The following is a 20866-nucleotide window of genomic DNA, read 5'->3' as shown; positions in this document are numbered from 1 at the left end:
AAATACTCCTTCTGTGCATTACTTCATTGCGCACGCACAATTTAAGTCGGGAAACACCCTAACCATATCAGTTTACCCTATGTACTGTTTGGCTTGAAGGGTTACAAAACTAACAAAAAACGGCTGGTCAATTACCAGCCGTTTAAGTGGGGTGGCTAACGCGGCTTGAACGCGCGACCTTCTGAACCACAATCAGATGCTCTACCGACTGAGCTATAGCCACCATGCGCGTGAAAACATACATAATCACACAACAAAGGGATACTATACACGATTTTCTAGATTTCCGCCAGAGCAACACACTTCGGCGCGTCGTAGTAGCAACATCAATTATTCGACAATGGCAAATGCAACAATGGGTGTATGAGTTTTTCTGAGCAAAATCAACGCATTTTTGGCGTAACTGCAAACAGCAACAACACGACAGCACTTCTTCTTGGCTCAGGCGAGCTTGGCAAGGAAATTGCGATTGAGCTTATGCGATTAGGCGTGCGAGTATGCGCTGCCGATAGCTACAAAAACGCTCCTGCAATGCAAATAGCTCACGAATACCACGTGCTAGATATGTCGAATCCGCAAGAATTGCAAGAACTTATTTCCAATGTGAATCCTGACATTATTATCCCAGAAGTTGAAGCTATTGCTACTGAAGTTTTGAAAGATGCTGCTAAAAAGAATATTCAAGTTGCTCCTAGCTCAGATATTGCCGCGATTGCAATGGATCGCGAGCGCTTGCGTAGAATTGCGCACGAAGATTTAGGACTGCCTACTACACCGTATTGTTTCGCTTCATCTTATGAAGAGTTAGAGGATGGAGCTAAAAAAGTTGGCTATCCTTGTGTAGTTAAACCTGTTATGAGCTCTTCTGGTCATGGTCAGTCAATAGTTCGTAGTTCTGAAAATTTGCTCGCAGCTTGGAATGAAGCTCAGCATGGCAGGCGTGCAGCAGCTGGGCATGAAAATGAGTGTTCACGCGTTATTGTTGAAGCTTTAGCTCCGCTTGATTATGAGCTTACAGTACTTACAATAAGCTCTTGCGCAGGAATTACTACTTGTGAGCCGATCGCTCAGTGTCAGCAAGACGGAGACTATAGAGAATCTTGGCAGCCTGCAAATATTCCTGAATCGATCCGCACTAATGCGAAAGATATTGCAAAGCGTGCTGTAGAAGGTTTGACTGATATTGCGCAAGAAGCTGGCGAAACAGGTTGGGGCATTTATGGAGTCGAACTATTTGTATTAAAAGATGGCTCACTGTTATTTAACGAGCTTTCACCTCGCCCACACGATACTGGCATGGTAACTATGATTTCACAGCACTACAGTGAATTCGCATTACACGCATTGGCTATTTTGGGAGTCCCAATTACAGCTAACTATACTGAACTTTCTTTGAAAAATAATGAAGTTGCAGCAAGTCACGCCATTGTTATTAAAGCGGAAGGATCTGTTGGATTTACGAATATTGCTCAAGCTTTGCAATCTGGCGAAAATCATCGATGCAACTTGCGTATTTTTGCTAAGCCTTCTGTACATGGTCACAGACGAATGGCAGTTTCTTTAGCTACTGGATTAACGCAGGAAGAAGCTAGAGAAAATGCGACACGCATCGCTATGTCGCTAAAAACTATACAAACGAATGCTTAGATACATTGAAAATTAAGGCATAAGAGTTAAAAAAGATAATAATTTACAGTATGTACGAAGGGAAATTTTGTAGGTAACAATTGTTACGCTAATCGTGCTGGCAAAGGTCAGGTAAACCTACAAATATTGTTGGTTTGCGCCTACAACTGTGAATGCACATAAGAGAGGGCATATCATGGAAAAACTTGAGAAGTTGTACGAAGGCAAAGCCAAAAAACTGTATGCTACCGATGACACCAATGTGCTATGGGTTGAATACATGAACCAGGCAACAGCTGGTAACGGTCTGAAGAAAGCTCAGATTGCAGGTAAAGGCAGTTTAAATAACCGGATTACTTCGTTACTATTCCATTTACTTGAGGCGCGCGGCGTAAAAAGCCACTTCCTCGGACGAATTTCCGATACTGAACAACTTGTAAAGCGTATGCGCATGTTCCCACTGGAAATTATTATGCGAAATACTGCTGCAGGTTCTTTTGCAAAACGTTATAACGTTAAAGAAGGAACACCTTTAAAGAAGCCATTGTTGGAGTTCTGCGTAAAGTCCGACGAGCTTGGTGATCCATTTATCAATCCAGAAGGCGTTGTAGCTCTTGGATTAGCAACAGATGAAGAAATGACGGAAGTCACTCGTCAAGCTCATGCTGTTAACAATGCTTTGTTGGATATTTTCTCCAAGATTGATGTTCAGCTTGTTGACTTCAAGATTGAAGAGGGCGTAGACGCGCAAGGTAATATTCTTCTCGCTGATGAAATAACTCCTGATACTTGCAGACTTTGGGATAAGCGCAATGCTGGTACGAATGAGGTAAGCCATTTGGACAAGGACTTGTTCAGACGCGATTTAGGCGACATCATTCCTGCTTATGAAGAGATTTACGATAGGCTTGCATCTTTAGCTCAAAGCGAAGGCTTGGATGTCTCTGTGCGCAAACCTGACGATTGCGTAGAACGATAATGATTGTTGTGGCTCGTACCTTTAGGGGTGCGAGCCACATGCATTCTTAATGTGATTTTGAATAATTTAATATTTATAATTTAAAACCAATACAACAATAAACACTGCATTCATACCGCACATTCAACAAGGTAGGTTTCTCGTGGTATTTCGCGTATATGTGGAAAAACGCACTGGTTTTGACGTTCAAGCGCAACAGCTTTTACATGAGCTTAGGGAGATTCTTGGCATAAGCGCGATTACTTCCGCAAGAATTATTAACCGTTATGACGTTGAAGGTATCAGCAAAGATTTATTCGACAATGCTGTGCAAACAGTATTAAGCGAACCTCCAGTTGATAATACTTACGATTACTTGCCTATTGAAACCGACGAGCACGTATTTGCTGTAGAATTTTTGCCTGGTCAATTCGATCAGCGTGCGCAATCTGCTAGCGAATGCATTCAACTTATTAGTCAAGGCGAACGTCCAACAGTGCGCACTGCTAGAGTAATCGCTTTAAAAGGTGATCTTGACGAAAAAGCACTAAACGATATTAAACACTACGTTATTAATCCTGTTGAAGCGCGAGAAGCTTCACTTGATGAGGTAAAAAGTTTACAGCGAGAAGCAGTTGTACCATCTGATGTAGAAGTAATTAGCTCATTTAACGATTTAGACGAAGCTGGATTACAAGACTTTATTAATACTCGCGGTTTGGCAATGGATTTGGCTGACGCAAAGTTCTGCCAGAAGTATTTCTGTGAAGAACATAGAAATCCTACTATTACAGAAATTCGCGTTATTGATACGTACTGGTCCGACCACTGCCGTCACACGACTTTTGGCACCGAGCTTACAGATATTTCTATTGACGATAACACTGTTCAAGAAGCGTTTAGCCGTTATCTTGATTTGCGAAAAGAACTAAATCGCGAAAATAAGCCTGTTTGCCTTATGGATATGGCAACTATTGGCGCAAAATACTTAAAGCATACTGGCGAGCTTAAAAATTTGGACGAGTCAGAAGAAATCAACGCTTGCACAGTAAAAGTTAAAGTGGACGTAAACGGTCACGACGAAGATTGGCTATTCCTGTTTAAAAACGAAACACATAATCATCCTACAGAGATTGAGCCTTTCGGTGGAGCTGCAACGTGCATTGGTGGCTGCATCCGCGATCCTCTTTCTGGACGCTCTTACGTGTATCAAGCAATGCGCGTAACTGGTGCTGCAGATCCACGCACGCCTATTAGCGAGACTTTAAACGGTAAGCTTCCACAGCGAAAAATCGTAACTTCTGCCGCCGCAGGATACTCTTCTTACGGAAATCAAATTGGTTTAGCTACTGGCGAAGTGCATGAACTTTATCATCCGGGTTATGTTGCAAAACGTATGGAGGTTGGTGCGGTTGTTGCCGCTACCCCAGCCGACCATGTGCGCAGAGAAACTCCAGCTCCTGGCGATGTGATTATTCTTCTTGGTGGACGCACTGGCAGAGATGGCATTGGTGGTGCTACCGGCGCTTCTAAAGCTCAAGATGTTGAAAGTATTGAAGAGTGCGGAGCTGAAGTTCAAAAAGGTAATGCTCCTATTGAGCGAAAACTCCAACGACTTTTCCGACGCAAGGATGCTTGCCAACTTATTAAGCGTTGCAACGATTTTGGCGCTGGCGGCGTTTCTGTCGCAACTGGCGAAATTGCCGACGGCTTAACTATTAATCTCGACAAAGTTTCTAAAAAGTATGAAGGTCTCGATGGCACTGAGCTTGCTATTTCTGAATCTCAAGAGCGCATGGCTGTCGACGTTGCGTCAAGTGATGCTGAAGAATTTTTGAAGTATGCTCGTGAAGAAAATCTTGAAGCAGAAATAATAGCGACTGTTACTGAAGAAGCGCGAATGCGAATGACTTGGCGTGGAAAAACCATTGTTGACTTAAGCAGAGCATTCTTAGCTTCTAATGGCGCTCCAAAACAGCAGATACTGCATATTGAAAGTGGAGAATCTTACGAAACTCCATGGCAGAATCAGTCAAATTTGCCGTTAGAAAAGCGCATGCATAACTTAGTTTCGGATATTAATATTGCTTCAAATAAAGGCTTATCTGAACGATTTGATTCTACTATTGGCGCTGCTACTGTGCTTATGCCTTTTGGCGGTCGCCGTCAGCTTACTCCTGCTCAAGCTATGGTTGCTAAATTCCCAGTATTTGGCGAAACAAACACAGCTTCCGCAATGGCTTGGGGCTTTAATCCGTATTTAATGGAAAAAAACCAATTCACTGGTGCCTATGTTGCTGTTGTTGAATCATTGGCAAAGCTAGCAGCTAGCGGTTTCACGCGCGAACGTGCTTACTTGAGTTTGCAAGAATATTTTGGCAAGCCTCACGATATTCCAGAGCGTTGGGGAAAGCCAGCTGCAGCAGTTCTTGGTGCTTTAAGTGCACAGCTTGATTTTGGAGTTGGTGCTATTGGCGGCAAAGATTCTATGAGCGGCAGTTTTGAGAATCTGGATGTGCCACCAACTTTGATTTCGTTTGCTGTTTCTACCGGAGACGCACGTTTAACTGTTTCACCTGAATTTAAGGGTGTAAATCATAAAGTTATACGTATTGCTCCAAAGTATAAATCCGACGGAATCACTCCAGAAAAAGAAAGCTTCCTGAAAGCACTAGAAATTGTAGAAAATATTACGAAAAACAAGCAAGCTCTTGCTATATCCACTCCTGGCTACGGTGCTAGCGCAGAAAGCTTATTCAAAATGACGCTTGGAAATCATATTGGTCTTAAATTATTCAACAATTTAAGCGACGATGATTTATTTAAGCCAGCATATGGAAGCTTCTACGTTGAACTCAAGGAAGACGCTGAAGTTCCATCTTTAGCTAATACAAGCTTGGTTGACGTTGAGATTGTTGGCGAAACAACTGAAAATTACGCAATTACTTCATCAAATAGCGAAGAAATTGATTTAAGTGATTTGCAAAAGGTTTGGGAAAGCGAACTTTCCTCAATCTTCCCGTACAAAAAGCCTGGCGAGATTGTAGAAACTATTAATAACAAAACTAATGTTTCTACTACAAATCACATGCACATAGGAAAACTAAAGCCGCTTTCGCATCCTCGCGTTATTATCCCGGTTTTCCCTGGAAATAATTGCGAATACGATACGCAAGCTGCTTTTGAAAAAGCTGGAGCAGACGCTCATACGCTTATTATTAATAATTTAAGCGCAAAAGATATTGCACAATCAGCTGAGAAATTGGTTGAAGAGATTAAAAAGAGTCAAATTGTAATGATTCCGGGAGGCTTCTCCGGAGGCGATGAGCCGGACGGTTCTGCGAAATTCATTACAGCATTCTTTAGGAATCCAGCAGTAACAGACGCAGTTCGTGACTTGCTTAATAATCGTGACGGTTTAATGCTTGGAATTTGCAATGGCTTCCAAGCGCTTATTAAGCTGGGCTTGGTTCCTTTTGGAGATATTGTTCCTATGGATTCTAACTGCCCAACTCTTACCTACAACACTATTGGCAGACACCAAAGTAGGATTGTTCGCACTAGAGTTGCTTCAAATCTTTCACCATGGTTAGCAAATACGCAAGTTGGAGACATGCATACTGTTGCAATTTCTCATGGAGAAGGTCGCTTTATTGCTACTAACGAAGTTATGGAAAAGCTTATTAAAAACGGTCAAATAGCTACACAATATGTTGACAGCAATGGCGTACCAAGTATGAGCTTAAACGTAAATCCTAACGGCTCAATGATGTCAGTAGAAGGTATTACAAGCCCAGACGGTCGAGTTTTTGGAAAAATGGGACATTGCGAGCGCGCAGGTCGTGACTTGTATGTCAATATTCCTGATTTCCATGAGCAACCATTGTTTGAAGCTGGCGTTGAATATTTCACTGCATGAGCTTTAGTTTACAGTTGCAAAACTTGTATCAAAATAACTACAAATTCGACGATTACAATCATCGATTATTAGGGGGTATGAATGTCTGCAGAACTTGAAGATATTCACGAAGAATGCGGCGTATTTGGTGTGTGGGGTCATCAAGATGCAGCTAGGCTGACATATTTTGGACTTCATGCGCTACAGCATCGAGGACAAGAAGGTGCCGGCATTGTATCTAACGACAATGGCAAACTGCATGGGTATCGCGGATTGGGATTGCTAACTCAAGTATTTAGCAATGAACAAGTTATGGATCGTCTTACTGGAAACCGGGCTATCGGTCACGTGCGATATGCTACTGCAGGTTCTGGAAGCGTTGATAACATTCAGCCTTTCCTATTCCGTTTCCACGATGGAGACGTAGCTCTTGCTCATAACGGAAATTTGACAAATTGCACTAGCCTACGTAATTCCTTGGAAGATAAAGGCTCAATATTCCATTCAAATTCTGATACTGAAATATTGATGCATTTGATTCGCCACTCTAGTAAAGCAACTTTTATGGATCGCCTAAAAGAAGCTTTACAAACTGTTCATGGCGGTTTTGCTTACTTATTGCTTACTCAAGACGCATTAATCGGAGCAACTGATCCAAATGGTTTCCGCCCTCTTTCGCTTGGTCGTATGAAGAACGGCGCGTACGTGCTTGCTTCTGAAACTTGTGCGCTTGATATTGTGCGAGCAGAGTTTATTCGCGATATTGAGCCTGGCGAAATCATTGTTATTAATGACGATGGCTACACTATTGAGCAATATACAAAGCACGTGCAGCATGCAGTATGCTCAATGGAATTTATTTATTTCGCTCGCCCAGATTCTAATATTTACGGTATTAATGTTCATTCTGTACGAAAGCGCATGGGTGCACGTTTGGCTAAAGAATCTCCTGTTGAAGCAGATATGGTTATTGGAGTTCCTAATTCTTCACTTTCTGCTGCTGCAGGATACGCTGAAACAAGCGGAATTCCAAACGAAATGGGATTGATTAAAAACCAGTATGTTGCACGCACTTTTATTCAACCGACGCAAGAATTACGCGAGCAAGGCGTTCGTATGAAACTTTCTGCTGTTCGTGGTGTAGTTGCAGGAAAACGCGTTATCGTTATTGACGATTCGATTGTTCGCGGAACTACTTCTAAGCGCATTGTGCAATTGCTTCGAGAAGCTGGCGCTAAAGAAGTGCATATGCGTATTTCTTCCCCTCCGCTTAAATATCCTTGCTTCTACGGTATCGATATTCAAACTACGAAGGAACTTATTGCAGCAAAGCATTCAGTTGAAGAAATTCGTGAGTATATCGATGCTGATTCCTTAGCATTTTTGTCTTTAGATGGATTAGTCGAGTCGATTGGATTAAAAAAGCCCGCTCCTTATGGCGGTTTGTGCGTTGCTTACTTTAATGGCGACTACCCTACTGCACTAGACGATTATGGCGAAGAATTCTTGGCTTCACTTACTCCTGAAGAACGCGAACATTTGCAAGAAGTAAGGAAGCACAGTAAATATTCACACGAAAATCTTATATAACTTAATAACTTGATTATTTATTAATTAAATTGTTCATTGCAATTTATAAATAAAACTTAAGAAAATACTTATAACATTGTTACGAAAGGAACCAATATGCCACACGCATATGAAGAAGCTGGCGTAAGCGTAGAAGCAGGATACGAAGTAGTACGTCGTATTAAATCTCATGTAAATCGCACAAAGCGCCCAGGCGTTGTAGGTGGCATTGGCGGATTTGGCGGCTTATTTGATTTGGCATCTCTTGGTTACAAAGAGCCAGTGCTGATTTCTGGCACGGATGGCGTTGGAACCAAGCTTGTGATTGCAAAAATGATGAATAAGCATAACACTATTGGCATTGATTGCGTTGCAATGTGCGTAAACGATATTGCAGCTCAAGGTGCCGAGCCGCTTTTCTTCCTCGATTATATTGCATGCGGAAAAAACAATCCTGAAATACTTGAGCAGGTAGTTTCAGGCGTTGCAGATGGTTGCGTGCAATCAGAAGCAGGTTTAATTGGCGGCGAAACTGCTGAAATGCCTGGAATGTATGACGAAGACGAGTACGATCTTGCAGGTTTTGCAGTAGGCGTTGCAGAACGTTCGAATATTGTTGATGGATCCACTATTACTGCCGGCGACGTGCTTATCGGACTTCCTTCTTCAGGAGTTCATTCAAATGGATTCTCTCTTGTTCGCAAAGCTTTGTTTGAAGAAGCAGGTTTTAGCGTTGACACCAAGCTAGATGAGCTTAATGGCAAAACACTTGGCGAAGTTCTTCTTGAACCTACTCGAATCTACGTAAAAGCTTTAAAGCCACTTTTTGCAGAACATCTTATTAAGGGAGTTGCTCATATTACAGGCGGCGGATTTATTGAAAATGTTCCACGCATGTACGCAGATGATTTGGCTGCAAAAATTGATACCACTAGCTGGAGCGTTCCACCTATTTTTGGAGTTATTGAAAAAGCTGGAAAAGTTGCTCACGCTGAAATGTTCAACGTTTTTAATATGGGTATTGGCATGGTTTTGGCAGTTGACGAAAACAAAGCAGACGAGGCAATGCGAATACTAAAAGAGCATAACGAAACCGCTTATATTATTGGCAAAATGGCTAAGCGCGAAAACGTTGCAGTCGAATTGTTGTAATCCACAAAACAGCAAAATTTTAAAGCAATAAAGGATCAAAAATGAAAGTTTTAGTAGTTGGTTCTGGCGCTCGCGAACATGCTATTGCACACGCGCTACTTAAAGGAGAAAGCGTTGAAGAAGTAACTGTTGCTCCTGGAAATCCTGGTATTGCAGCAGATGGCATTCAAACTGCAAACATAAGTCAATCAGATCATGACGCTCTTATTAAGTTCGTTAAAGACAATAACTACGATTTTGCGTTCATTGGTCCTGAAGTTCCCCTTATGAATGGCATTGTTGACGATTTTGAAGCGCATGGAATTGCCGCTTTTGGTCCAAACAAAGCCGCAGCTCAAATTGAAGGCTCTAAAGATTTCGCAAAAAAGCTTATGGCTCGTCACAACGTTCCAACTGCCTCCTACAAAACATTTGACGCTTTGGAGCCGGCACGCGCATACGTTCTTGAGCATGGTGCTCCAATTGTTATTAAAGCGGATGGTTTGGCTGCTGGAAAAGGCGTTACTGTTGCTATGGATGAGCAAACAGCAGTTGATGCTTTGGATGATATCTTCGTAGATCATCGTTTTGGTCAAGCTGGAGCAAAAGTTGTTATTGAAGAATTTTTGCAAGGTCAAGAGTTTTCGCTTATGAGTTTTGTAAGCGGAACTGATTTTTGGGTTATGCCTATTTCTCAAGATCACAAGCGTGCTTATGACGGAGACAAAGGACCAAATACTGGAGGCATGGGAGCTTATAGCCCTGTGCCGCAAATTAGCGACGAAACAGTTCAGCGTGCTATCGACGAAATTGTGCGCCCAACTGTTGAAGGACTAGCTAAAGAGGGTACGCCTTTTACCGGCGTGCTTTATGCTGGCTTAATTGATACAGCAACAGGTCCTAAAGTTATTGAGTTTAATGCTCGCTTTGGAGACCCAGAAACAGAAGTTGTGCTTCCTCGCCTTACTTCAGATTTTGGTGAAGCTATATGGAATATTTTGCGACATAAAAGCCCAACTTTTACTTGGAAAAATAACGGTGTTACGCTCGGCGTAATTATTGCAAGCGAAGGCTACCCTGGCACTTTAGTTACTGGAACTCCTCTTCCTCAAATTCCTGTTGACGAAAATCAAGGTCAACACGTGTATTATGCAGGAGTAAAAAGCGATGAAGAAAGCGGCAAACTTCTTACTTCTTCAGGTAGAGTAGCTCTTGTGCAAGTGCATGGAGATGACGTAAAAGACGCTCAAAACAACGTCTACAGCATATTAAATAAGCTTAATCTTCCACACATGTTCTTTAGGCATGATATCGCATCTAAAGCCTTAAAATAGTTTGTTAATTGATATAGTTTTCATTAACAAATTGCAAATCAATAAGCCCCTCGCTATTTGAAACATACTATGTATCAAATACAAACGAGGGGCATTGTAATAATCAAACTAGCTTTTAGCGCGGTAATTTCAGAAAATCAGTATTACGCAAATAATGCTTTCCAGCAGTAATATCGTATTGTATTAAGCGATAGTCATGAAGAAGTTGACGTGACTTCTTATCCATCTTAGACAAAATCATAGGATTACCATCGTTATCCAAATAAATTGATTGTCCCTCAGGAATTCTATCCCAGCCTTGAATAGTATTTACAACAGGAGGCTCCATAGCGCTCACATGCTCATGTAAACAAGTTAAGAAAGCAAGATACGGAGAAACTTTAGCGTTCATATGTAAAGCAGCCTGAGAAATAAAGAAGTTAGGTGAAGAATACTTATTAGTACGATCTACATCTTTACTTGTATTAGAATGCTCTACATTTTTGTTTGAAGATTTTTTCTCACTACGCTCTTTACGCTCCAAAGCAACTTTATTTGACCAAATAAAATAATCAGTCAAATGCAAAGACAATGAATTCTTTTCATCTGAACTTGCAGTGCCGTAAATTCCTGGCAAATGGTCACCATAAAACATAACAGTAATAGGCTTATTTAGTTTATCTAAACTCTTCAAAAACGCTTGTGTTGCCTCATCAGTGTGCTGCACACCCTTAGCATACGTTTCAATAGAAGTTTTTTCATCATCACCAAGATCAGCGGCACCATCTTTAGAAGACACTTCGAATTCATTATTCGCATACCAATCCCTATAAGGCATATGGTTTTGCATAGTAACAATTTGTACGAACCTAGGTTGCTTATGCTCTTTAATCTTTTCTAACGCACTCTTATATGCTGATGCGTCAGAAACATACGGTGATTTATCTATAACATCACGGTGAGCAATAACATCAGGTCCTTGCAATGCGTAGAACTTACTAAATCCAAACTTTTTGTAATTAGTAGCGCGCAAATACATGCTCGGCTCATACGGGTGGAAAGCTATAGATTTAATAGAATTACGAGAATCATCCCAATATTGATTAATAGTTGGAGACCATTGAGCATTAGGAACCAACTGCTGATACGGACTCGTCATTGAAGGATCAAAATTAGCCATGCTCAAACCAGTTAAAGACATGTACTCTAGATTTGCAGTACCGCCACCATAACCAGAAGAAAGCATCAAACCACTATCCGTATGCTTCTTTAAATTGCTAATAAATGGTATTGGATTCTTGTTCAACTTCAAACCAGGAACACGAGTAGGATCAGAGAACGATTCAGACAAGATAAGAATAAAAGTATTATCGTTCATATTTGTTGTACGAGAACGATTTATACGTTTAGCTTCATCGTTATAACGCTTGTATACAGCCTTCATAGTTTCTTCACTGTAATCAGCCGGCCTATCCATAATTTTAGGATTTACATTACGCAAAAATGCCACAATAGCACCATTGCGTTGAGCGTCATAAACAGAATCCCACATAGCAGGACTGTCACCAAGCATTTTAGAAAAAACATTAGCCGAAGAGTCAACTGTGCCAACGCCGCCAATATACCAGCTTAAATTCCCTATTAAAATCAACGCAATTGCAACACGAATACCAGCAGAATAACGCCAATCTTTAAATCGCACAATCTTTCCATGATTTGTATCAAATATGTGTAAGCAAACAGTTGTAACTAAAAGCAAAATAAAAACGCCTAAAGCAACACCAATGACCATAGGAGCATTATCTGGCAAAAATGAAGCGACATTACCAGTGTTACTTTTTAAAAAGTTTAAGTCCGCAGGAAGAATAGTTTCATAACGAACATTTACTTTCATATATTCAATAACAGCAATAAGCAATGAAACACTTAGAATTATTGCACTTGATATCCAAAATCGGTTACTAATCAAAAGAATTAAACCGTATATCATCGCAACAACGAGCGCACTAAGAACAATAACGAAATTAAGTTCTTTCCAGGTTTTAGTTATTAATCCCCAACGTCCACCAGACATTGCAGAAGTCATCTCAACTCTTCCAGCGCGCTGCACACCCATTTGCACAATAATTACCGACATGCCGTCAATAACAAAGAAAAGAAATGCATACAGCCAATACGGAACTTTCAAGCGCAAAAATGACTTCATACTATCCTCAATAAATCACACACGTACTAATTATTACTAATAATGTGCAAGTCTACTTATTGCTATCGTCATAAATTTTTAACAATGCATTGAAACAAGAAAAAATAGCAATTTTAATACTTAGGACTGATTACAATATATGTTTCGATATTTATTATTTAAATAGAATAAATAATAAAAAATAAAACAAATATTGAGGAAAATTTCAGATACTAGCATTACATTACTAGGTTGGGCAATTACTGTGCGTATATGTCGCTTAGATTAGTAACTGGTACGCAAATTAGACTAGAAAGTATAGGAGTCAAACATGCTGCAATTGGCAAAAGTGAGTCTTTTGCAAGGATGGCTACCAGTAAGCCTTTTTAGCGTAAATGGTATTTCTTTAGTCTTGTTGCTTTTTATGAAAACAAAACGCGGCAAGAAAATGTTCCACTTACTAATACAACTTGCAATAGGTGTCATAACATTTTTTGTCGGTGGAATAATTGCTTGGCTTATTTCTGACGTGTTTCTTGTATTCGAAGTAAGTCTTGGATGGCTCGTTATTTTTTCTATTGCATGCGGCTTCGGGCTTATAGGTTTTGCAGCAACAGCATTTGTTTTCTTACACAAATGGAGAAAACTAGTTGCAGTAATAGCTATTATCTTGACGTTAGCAAGCACAGCTCTTCATGTAGACATGATTTATGGGGAATACACGACAATAGGTTCAATATTTGGAATGGGCGGTTTTCCAAAACTAGAAGTTAATAAGCAAAAATCCGCATCCTCTAGTATTAAACAATGGAGAGAGTTAGCAGCACAACAAAAACTGCCAAAACTGCCTAAAAAAGGTATTGTTCGTTCAGTTTATATCCCTAACACTGCTTCACATTTCAATGCCAGAATAGCAAACGTATACTTGCCACCTGCTGCACTTGTTAAAAAACCACCAAAACTGCCAGTTATGGTCATGTTTGCAGGACAACCTGGTAGCCCTAATCACTTTTTTGCAGCAAGCGATATTGCAAATACTTTAGACAATTACGCGAAAAATCACTACGGTCTTGCACCTATTGTTGTAGCCCCTGACCAAAATGGTAAATCTTCGCATAATTCTCTGTGTGCGGATACACATGTGTTCGGCAAAGCAGAAACATATTTAATTAATGATGTTCCTAAATGGATACGCAAACATTTGCCAGTAAGCAAAGATCCTAAAATGTGGCTTATGGGCGGCTTCTCACAAGGAGGCACTTGCTCAACGCAACTAGTTCCATCTCACCCTGATATATTTGGAAACATTTTTTCTGCCGGAGGGGAACTAGAACCAACATATAAGAATCGCCAAGAAACAATTAATCATTATTTCAATGGAAACACATCAGAATATGAGCGACATGTACCTAGCGTGATAATGCGTAAAAATGCTCCTTTGAAACAAAATTATTACGCTATTGCGGGCTCATGGGATACTAAATCTCAAGCGAATCAGGCAACCATCGCACTAAGCGCACATCGCGCTGGAATGAATGTTATAACCATGCTTTCTCAAGGCAATGGTCATGATTGGCACACAGTAAAAGCTGGATTAAAAATAGCAATTGATCAATTCTGCAAAAAAACAGGTATTTCAAGCACTGCACCAAAACTTAATACCTACCAAAATGTACAAATTCTTATCAACCAGCAAGTGAATCGAGACTAATATGATGCTGTCTTTCTTTCATAAACGTTGTAAGAAAAATGATTCTGATTCTAAACATTCAGCAATTCGGCATACAAAAATATTGATGCACGATTTCATAACCTGGATGCAACATAAAGTTTTTGCATTAACGCTTACATGCATTTTTATTGTTATAAATTGCATACACTGGCTCGTATTAGCACTTATGCATTTTTATACTTATGGCACAAGCGCTACTCTTGCACAATTGTTTATGCGACATCATCATTCAAAAGGTCCAAGCCTATTCTTCGGGCACGGAAACGTCACAGAGCTGCTGATAAAAGTGTGCCATTCGCTTATTTTCGTAAATAATATGCCATCTCTTATGGTTAATTGTTTACTTGTTGCCGTACTTATTGGCGTTGCAGAAACTCGTATAAGTAGACTTAATATTATTTATATTGCAATATTTAGCACACTTGTTGGCATAATTGTAGGATTAACAATCATAGGTAATCTTTCAATCATTATTCGAAACATGCATTGGATTACCAAGATTCCTATTCGACTATCTCCATTCACACTGTTTATTGGCGCTTTTATGGCTTCTGCATCTTACGAATCTATTTTGTGGCGCAGAAGAACTTTAGTAATTGGATACGCTACTACTTCAGCAATGCTTCTTTATAGTGGAAATCCAGGCGATTATTGCACTATTATTGCAGCCCTTACAGGACACATCATCGGCAATATTATGAGCAAAACAAAAGGCGTTAGACGAAGTGTAAACTGGTGGGAAGGTACAGATTACGAAATTCGTAGGCTTTTTGCAGTAGCTCAGAGCATTATTGCATTAGGTCCAGTGTTGGCATTATCTTCACGCTCTCACGCAGGAATTCTTACTACTCTTGGTTTGTTTATGTCACCGCAACTAGGCTCTAAGACATGGCTTACGCGATGCATGACAAATTACAGCACAAATAATTGTTTTCTTCATTCAGGTCTACATCACGCTGCAATTGGCGAATTATGGATTCGCATTCTATTACCAAGCATCACACTGATGATTATTGCGTGGGGAATGTTACGAGGGCGTAGACTAGCTGCATTAACTTCTATATTTATAAACGCACTGACTGTGCTATATGCAGGAATGTATTTCACTGTTTTGCCTTTAATTGCCACAAAACAAAATATTTTGGAACATCAACATAATGCTGTTGCTGTTGCTTTTATGCTTACCGCTCTCCCACCATTATTGCTTACTATTTTGTTGATAATTAATTTAAAGCATTTTTCTGTTCATACGAGCAAACTACAGGCACGTTTGGGACTAATAGCAATTTTTATAGCATTGTATATAACTGGTGCTGGATATGTTGCTTTTGGTCTTATGATACCTGAAGAATTTACTCCATCTGCTGATATTTACCACTTATTGCGAGATTTACCAGGGCGCTGGATGCCTATGGGATTTGGAAACAGATCTAACGCAATGCTTCGCACTGAAACACCCCTATCTTCTTTACTAGCACAAAGCGTGGGCGTGATATTCTGGACAATATTGTTTATTGTCTGCTTTACGTGGTTCAGCAGCAGCATCTCTACAAGCGAAAACGATAGAAAAAAAGCAAGCTCATTAGTAGAACTTGGTGGAAACACAATGAGCTTTATGACGACTTGGGCGAATAACCATTATTGGTTCTCTCAAAGCGGGCAATCTGCAATTGCCTATAGACTAAATTACGGTATTGCGCTCACTCTTACAGAACCTTTTGGAGATGAAAAAGAGTATTCACAAGATATTCGAGGATTTATTAAATTCTGCGAACAAAATTCGTGGTCTCCAGCATTCTATGCTGTGCACGATAAAACGCGTCAAGAACTAGAAAAACTTGGATTTACTTCTATTAAAGTCGGAACAGACATGCTAGTAGACCCTAATACTTGGCAGACGCGAGGGAAAAAATGGCAAGATATTCGTACAGCTATAAACAAAGCAAAACGAGATGGAATTGCCGACGTACTTACAACTTATAACGAAGCCTCTTGGGACGTACGGCAACAAATTGTAGAAATTTCAGAAGAATGGGCAGAGTTAAAAGCTCTTCCAGAAATGAAATTTACTCTCGGAGGACTTGACGAACTTCAAGATAGCCGCGTCAAAATTTTATACGCTATTAATGAAGACGGCAGGGTACTTGGAGTAACAAGCTGGATGCCAACGTATAGAAATAATCGAATTATTGGTTGGACACTTGATTTTATGCGTCACCGCACAGATAGTCCTAATGGGATTATGGAATTATTAATTGCTAGAATGGCAGAACGTTTAAGAGATGAAGGATTAGAAAACCCAGACTGTTCTGTAGAATTTATGAGCCTTTCTGCAGCACCTCTAGCTGGCATAAACGAAGACATATTGAACGAAAATGGTCAAAAATCTTCTAACGTTATTAATCATGCGCTAGAAATGATGTCTGACATTTTGGAACCAGCTTATGGGTTCAAATCGCTATATTTCTTCAAGAAAAAATTCCAGCCATCCGCAAGTTCCGTATATGTTTGCTATATGGATTCTGCAAAATTAGCTCAGATTTCACTAGCTGTAACTCACGCCTATTTACCGGAAGCTAATCCTAAACAAATACTAGAAATGGTAAAATCGTTGCGACCAAAAAGCAATGAAGCGAACAAATAATTTGTTAAGTTTTAGATAAACTTCGGCGAGTTCTCCCTAGTGTTGCGTAAAGTAACAAGTGCACGTCAGGGAGGTTCATCGTGTCAGAAGTAAAGCCAACCGTCGCTGTCGTAATGGGATCCTCAAGTGATTGGGAAACCATGCGTCATGCTTGTGAAATTCTAGATAAATTCCAAGTTCCGTATATGAAACGAGTTATTTCCGCACATCGTACACCGGAATTAATGGCAGATTTTGCGCATAATGCTCGCTCAAACGGTTTCCACATTATTATTGCTGGAGCCGGCGGAGCCGCCCACTTGCCTGGCATGATTGCGGCACAAACCACGCTTCCTGTTATTGGAGTGCCAGTACGCTCGCATGCGCTATCAGGCTGGGATTCATTGCTTTCAATAGTACAAATGCCAGGAGGTATTCCTGTTGCAACTACTGCAGTTGGAAACTCTGGTGCGACAAATGCTGGATTGCTTGCTGTAAGCATTTTAAGTACAACTGATAATCGTCTTGCTAAAGAACTAGCAGAATATCGCAATGAACTAAAAGAAAAAGTCGAGGAATCAAATGCCAACCTTATCTGAAGTAACTAATGGCGCTGTTGAACGTTTAATGCCAGGATCCACTATTGGAATTATTGGCGGCGGCCAGTTAGGGCGCATGATGGCTATTGCAGCTCGCCATATGGGTTTTCGTATTGGTGTTCTTGACCCTACGCTTGACTGCCCTGTGTTCCAAGTAGCAGATTTGCAAGTTGAAGCTAATTACGACGATCCTGAAGGCTTGCGTGAGCTTGCTGAACGTTGCGATGTATTAACCTACGAATTTGAAAATGTTAACGCAGACGCACTTGATAAAGTTCGTCATTTAACCGCAATCCCACAAGGAACTGACCTGTTACGCGTAACTCAAGATCGCGTCAGTGAAAAAACGTTCATTAATAGTCATAAAATCGAAACAGCTCCGTGGCGTGAAGTAAATAATTTGGACGACTTAGATGCTGCTATTGACGAAATAGGCTTGCCAGCAATTCTTAAAACTCGTCGCGGCGGCTACGACGGTCATGGTCAAGATGTTTTGCGCACAGAAGAAGACGTTGCTAACATTCACCATCGCTCGGATCGCGGAGGAAAATTCCCTCCTTCAATTCTCGAGGGTTTCGTCGATTTTGCTTTTGAAGCATCAATCTTGGTTTCTGGAAATGGTAAGGATTTCGTAACTTATCCTCTAGTAAAAAACGTGCATCACAATAGTATTTTGCACATGACTTTAGCTCCTGCAGTAGTTGATCCTGAAGTTGAAAAAACAGCTCACGAATTAGCTTTGCGCTTAGCTAAAGGATTCAAACTAGCAGGAACATTAGGAATCGAGCTTTTCATCACTAAAGATAATCGCGTAGTAGTAAACGAACTTGCTCCTCGCCCTCACAATTCCGGGCATTATACGATTGAAGCTTGCGATATGGATCAATTTGAAGCACATATTCGCGGTATTGTTGGTTGGCCTTTAAAGAAGCCTAAGCTACTTTCCCCTGCTGTTATGGTAAATGTTCTTGGGCAACATGTGGCTCCTACACGTTCGCTGATTTTGGAACATCCAGAATGGCATATACATGATTATGGAAAAGCTGAAGTTCGTAAGAATCGCAAAATGGGTCATATTACTGTGCTATGCGATAATCCTGTTGACGCTGCTGCAGCATTAGATGCAACAGGCTGCTGGGACGACGAGCTAGACTAAAAACGACGAAAGGATGCGAAATGTCTAGTGAGCCTATGCGTAGACATACAAAACAAAAAGAAATAGTACTCTCCTACTTACGCGAGTCTCGTAATTTTGTTTCTGCACAAGATTTGCACCGAATACTCGCCAAAGACGGGGAGATTATTGGCTTAGCAACAGTGTATCGTCAACTTAATTCTTTAACTCAAAGCGGCGAAGTAGATACCGTGCGCTTTAATGGACAGCAATTATTCCGTATTTGCGATGAAAATACTCATCACCATCATTTAGTGTGCGAACGTTGCGGAAAAACCGTCGACATTGAGCCGCCTGACGACGAAGGATGGATTCATAAAGTAGCTGAATCTCACGGGTACACTGTGGTGGATCATACGCTAGAAGTATTTGGCTTATGCGAAAGCTGCCGCGAAGAAGATAAGTAACCTGTACGCGTCTTTAAGACGCGTACAGACCTCGCTTGCGTTGAAAGCACACAGTGCTTTCAACCATAAGCAAGCTAGGCACTCTGAAAAATCTTGAAATGCACTATGCTATTTCAAGATTTCATCGTGCCCCCGACGCGACTCGAACGCGCAACCAACGGATTAGAAGGCCGTTGCTCTATCCTTTGAGCTACAGAGGCAAACAAATGGTTATTATACCAAAAAACTGTTATCAACGCGCCATAAAATTATAAATATCAAACGTTTATATAAAAATTGTTATTCAATAATCCACGCAAGTGACATCAACACTGCAAGAAAGAACACATTGACAATAGTATACGTGAGCAAATAACGCCCACGGTAATGCGAATACTGGTGCGTAATTCCCTTATAAGAAATAAGCGAAGCCATAGAAGCAATCAAAGTACCCATTCCACCAAGATTCGTGCCAATAATAAGAAGCTTCCACTGATCACAGAATCCAGAAAGCAGAATTGTCGTTGGTACATTACTAATAAATTGGCTTGAAGCAATAGAAACTTCCATCGGATGCGCACCAACCCACATTTGCGCAAGATCGCTAAATCCAGAAACTCGGCGCATATTGCCAATAAAAACAAAGAACATAATAAACGTGAGTGGCAAAGCCCAATCTAAAACACGGAATACGTGGCGGTCGCAAACAAGAAAAGCTGCAACCATAATAAGCACCATAATCCAGTCAGGAATCCATCCACTAACACCACACAAGCAAACGACAAACAGCAAACTATAAACAGCAACACGCCAGCGAGTAAAATTCATGCCGTAACCCATAACACGAATTTCATCAGGCTGCGGATGACCATGCGAAGGAGCCAACACGCTTTGTTCAATATCGTCACCATGCAAACCTGCAAACTGGTCAACTGTGCGCGACTTAAAGAATACGAATGCAAATACGATCATCAACAGTGCTGCTGTAATCGTATAAGGAGCCATAATCTTCAAAAAATCTTGCGTAGACATATGAGTCAACGCCTTTAAATACAGATTGTGAGCATTGCCAATAGGAGTGAGCATACTTCCAACATTGGCACCAATGGTCATAAGCGTAATTACAAGAATTGACTGCTTTTCAGCATTCGCCATTACGAGCACAGATAGTGCAAAAGGCACAAAAGTAACCAAAGCAACGTCGTTCGTAATCCACATTGCTGAAAAGAATGTTAACGACATAAGCACGAGCACCAAGCCGCGCTCAGTGCGCACATGCCTTAGCAAACGCGCACCAATAGATCGAAACACACCAATGCGCTGGAATCCGCACACAACCATCATAAGACACACTAATTGCGAAATAGTGTTGACATGAATATAACTCAAATATTGCGGATCTGGAGGTACAAAAAAACAAGAAATAACCGCTAAAATTGCGGCAACAATAAGAATGGTTTCACACTTGACCAGATTCAACAGCCAGCGCTTCATCATTCCTCCGTAACGCAATAGACACAATGGTTCTATTGTACTAGAAACCCAGTCCTACAATCAGGTTAAATTCCCGACAAAATCGTTGCAATAACAATAAATTAGCAACTATTAATAGCGTGATTTAGCCTAAAGTAGCTAACACAAAATTCCGCCCTTTTTTATGACACGCGCATCG

At 40.7% G+C, this 20866-nt stretch carries 13 protein-coding genes and 2 tRNA genes; 11 read left to right on the top strand and 4 right to left on the bottom strand.

The genetic code is table 11. The features are described 5' to 3' along the window. Nucleotides 1–147: 147 nt before the first annotated feature. Nucleotides 148–223, bottom strand: a tRNA-His gene (locus HXT40_RS02240). Between the two features lie 140 nt (nt 224–363). On the opposite strand from HXT40_RS02240, the gene purT reads away from it, so the two are divergent. The 6 genes from purT to purD all read left to right on the top strand — a co-directional run bounded on the left by purT (nt 364) and on the right by purD (nt 10516). Then, on the top strand, nt 364–1647 hold the full coding sequence (gene purT, locus HXT40_RS02235) for a formate-dependent phosphoribosylglycinamide formyltransferase (RefSeq protein ID WP_012914354.1): 1284 nt from the start codon (nt 364–366) through the stop codon (nt 1645–1647). Nucleotides 1648–1822: 175 nt separating this feature from the next. After that, the gene (purC, locus tag HXT40_RS02230) at nt 1823–2605 is read left to right on the top strand and encodes a phosphoribosylaminoimidazolesuccinocarboxamide synthase (RefSeq protein WP_064621603.1); all 783 of its coding nucleotides are present in this window, start codon (nt 1823–1825) and stop codon (nt 2603–2605) included. A gap of 142 nt (nt 2606–2747) precedes the next feature. Beyond that, complete coding sequence (locus HXT40_RS02225) at nt 2748–6503, top strand: phosphoribosylformylglycinamidine synthase (protein ID WP_116971114.1); 3756 nt, start codon at nt 2748–2750, stop codon at nt 6501–6503. A gap of 81 nt (nt 6504–6584) precedes the next feature. Continuing rightward, nucleotides 6585–8072 carry an amidophosphoribosyltransferase gene (purF, locus tag HXT40_RS02220; protein ID WP_004105975.1) on the top strand — a complete coding sequence of 496 codons (1488 nt, stop codon included), beginning with the start codon at nt 6585–6587 and terminating at the stop codon, nt 8070–8072. Between the two features lie 96 nt (nt 8073–8168). Beyond that, nucleotides 8169–9203 carry a phosphoribosylformylglycinamidine cyclo-ligase gene (purM, locus tag HXT40_RS02215; RefSeq protein WP_064621828.1) on the top strand — a complete coding sequence of 345 codons (1035 nt, stop codon included), beginning with the start codon at nt 8169–8171 and terminating at the stop codon, nt 9201–9203. Nucleotides 9204–9244: 41 nt separating this feature from the next. Then, the gene (purD, locus tag HXT40_RS02210) at nt 9245–10516 is read left to right on the top strand and encodes a phosphoribosylamine--glycine ligase (RefSeq protein WP_415685147.1); all 1272 of its coding nucleotides are present in this window, start codon (nt 9245–9247) and stop codon (nt 10514–10516) included. Between the two features lie 115 nt (nt 10517–10631). On the opposite strand, the gene HXT40_RS02205 is transcribed toward purD, so the two are convergent. Further along, nucleotides 10632–12701: an LTA synthase family protein gene (locus HXT40_RS02205; protein WP_102703186.1), complete on the bottom strand. Its 2070-nt coding sequence runs from the start codon at nt 12699–12701 to the stop codon at nt 10632–10634. A gap of 310 nt (nt 12702–13011) precedes the next feature. On the opposite strand from HXT40_RS02205, the gene HXT40_RS02200 reads away from it, so the two are divergent. From HXT40_RS02200 to HXT40_RS02180, 5 genes are all read left to right on the top strand, one after another. Next, a complete protein-coding gene (locus tag HXT40_RS02200; protein ID WP_076002952.1) occupies nt 13012–14391 on the top strand; it encodes an alpha/beta hydrolase in 1380 nt (459 codons plus the stop codon). Between the two features lies 1 nt (nt 14392). After that, on the top strand, nt 14393–17056 hold the full coding sequence (locus tag HXT40_RS02195) for a bifunctional lysylphosphatidylglycerol flippase/synthetase MprF (protein ID WP_421777305.1): 2664 nt from the start codon (nt 14393–14395) through the stop codon (nt 17054–17056). A 113-nt stretch (nt 17057–17169) separates the two neighbouring features. Next, complete coding sequence (gene purE / locus HXT40_RS02190; protein WP_004108375.1) at nt 17170–17634, top strand: 5-(carboxyamino)imidazole ribonucleotide mutase; 465 nt, start codon at nt 17170–17172, stop codon at nt 17632–17634. After that, the gene (purK, locus tag HXT40_RS02185) at nt 17618–18790 is read left to right on the top strand and encodes a 5-(carboxyamino)imidazole ribonucleotide synthase (protein WP_421777304.1); all 1173 of its coding nucleotides are present in this window, start codon (nt 17618–17620) and stop codon (nt 18788–18790) included. Before purE ends, purK begins: the two co-directional genes overlap by 17 nt. Before the next feature lie 20 nt (nt 18791–18810). Next, nucleotides 18811–19215 (top strand): Fur family transcriptional regulator, encoded by a 405-nt coding sequence (locus HXT40_RS02180; protein ID WP_004106002.1) that lies wholly within the window; start codon nt 18811–18813, stop codon nt 19213–19215. Between the two features lie 127 nt (nt 19216–19342). Here HXT40_RS02180 and HXT40_RS02175 read toward each other — a convergent pair. Together HXT40_RS02175 and HXT40_RS02170 are read right to left on the bottom strand one after the other, a co-directional pair. Continuing rightward, a tRNA-Arg gene (locus tag HXT40_RS02175) sits at nt 19343–19415 on the bottom strand. Between the two features lie 79 nt (nt 19416–19494). Continuing rightward, the gene (locus HXT40_RS02170) at nt 19495–20688 is read right to left on the bottom strand and encodes an SLC13 family permease (RefSeq protein WP_064621705.1); all 1194 of its coding nucleotides are present in this window, start codon (nt 20686–20688) and stop codon (nt 19495–19497) included. Between the last annotated feature and the right edge of the window lie 178 nt (nt 20689–20866).

Source organism: Gardnerella sp. DNF01180P (assembly GCF_049244205.1).
Classification (GTDB): Bacteria; Actinomycetota; Actinomycetes; order Actinomycetales; family Bifidobacteriaceae; genus Bifidobacterium; species Bifidobacterium swidsinskii.
This window is presented reverse-complemented; position numbering and strand designations above follow the sequence as displayed.

Coding starts and splice junctions, on each gene's coding strand:
- HXT40_RS02200 (WP_076002952.1), top strand. CDS start 13,012: ATGCTGCAATTGGCAAAAGTGAGTCTTTTGCAAGGATGGCTACCAGTA.
- HXT40_RS02205 (WP_102703186.1), bottom strand. CDS start 12,701: ATGAAGTCATTTTTGCGCTTGAAAGTTCCGTATTGGCTGTATGCATTT.
- purK (WP_421777304.1), top strand. CDS start 17,618: ATGCCAACCTTATCTGAAGTAACTAATGGCGCTGTTGAACGTTTAATG.
- purD (WP_415685147.1), top strand. CDS start 9,245: ATGAAAGTTTTAGTAGTTGGTTCTGGCGCTCGCGAACATGCTATTGCA.
- purC (WP_064621603.1), top strand. CDS start 1,823: ATGGAAAAACTTGAGAAGTTGTACGAAGGCAAAGCCAAAAAACTGTAT.
- purF (WP_004105975.1), top strand. CDS start 6,585: ATGTCTGCAGAACTTGAAGATATTCACGAAGAATGCGGCGTATTTGGT.
- purE (WP_004108375.1), top strand. CDS start 17,170: ATGGGATCCTCAAGTGATTGGGAAACCATGCGTCATGCTTGTGAAATT.
- purM (WP_064621828.1), top strand. CDS start 8,169: ATGCCACACGCATATGAAGAAGCTGGCGTAAGCGTAGAAGCAGGATAC.
- HXT40_RS02170 (WP_064621705.1), bottom strand. CDS start 20,688: ATGAAGCGCTGGCTGTTGAATCTGGTCAAGTGTGAAACCATTCTTATT.
- HXT40_RS02195 (WP_421777305.1), top strand. CDS start 14,393: ATGATGCTGTCTTTCTTTCATAAACGTTGTAAGAAAAATGATTCTGAT.
- HXT40_RS02180 (WP_004106002.1), top strand. CDS start 18,811: ATGTCTAGTGAGCCTATGCGTAGACATACAAAACAAAAAGAAATAGTA.
- purT (WP_012914354.1), top strand. CDS start 364: ATGAGTTTTTCTGAGCAAAATCAACGCATTTTTGGCGTAACTGCAAAC.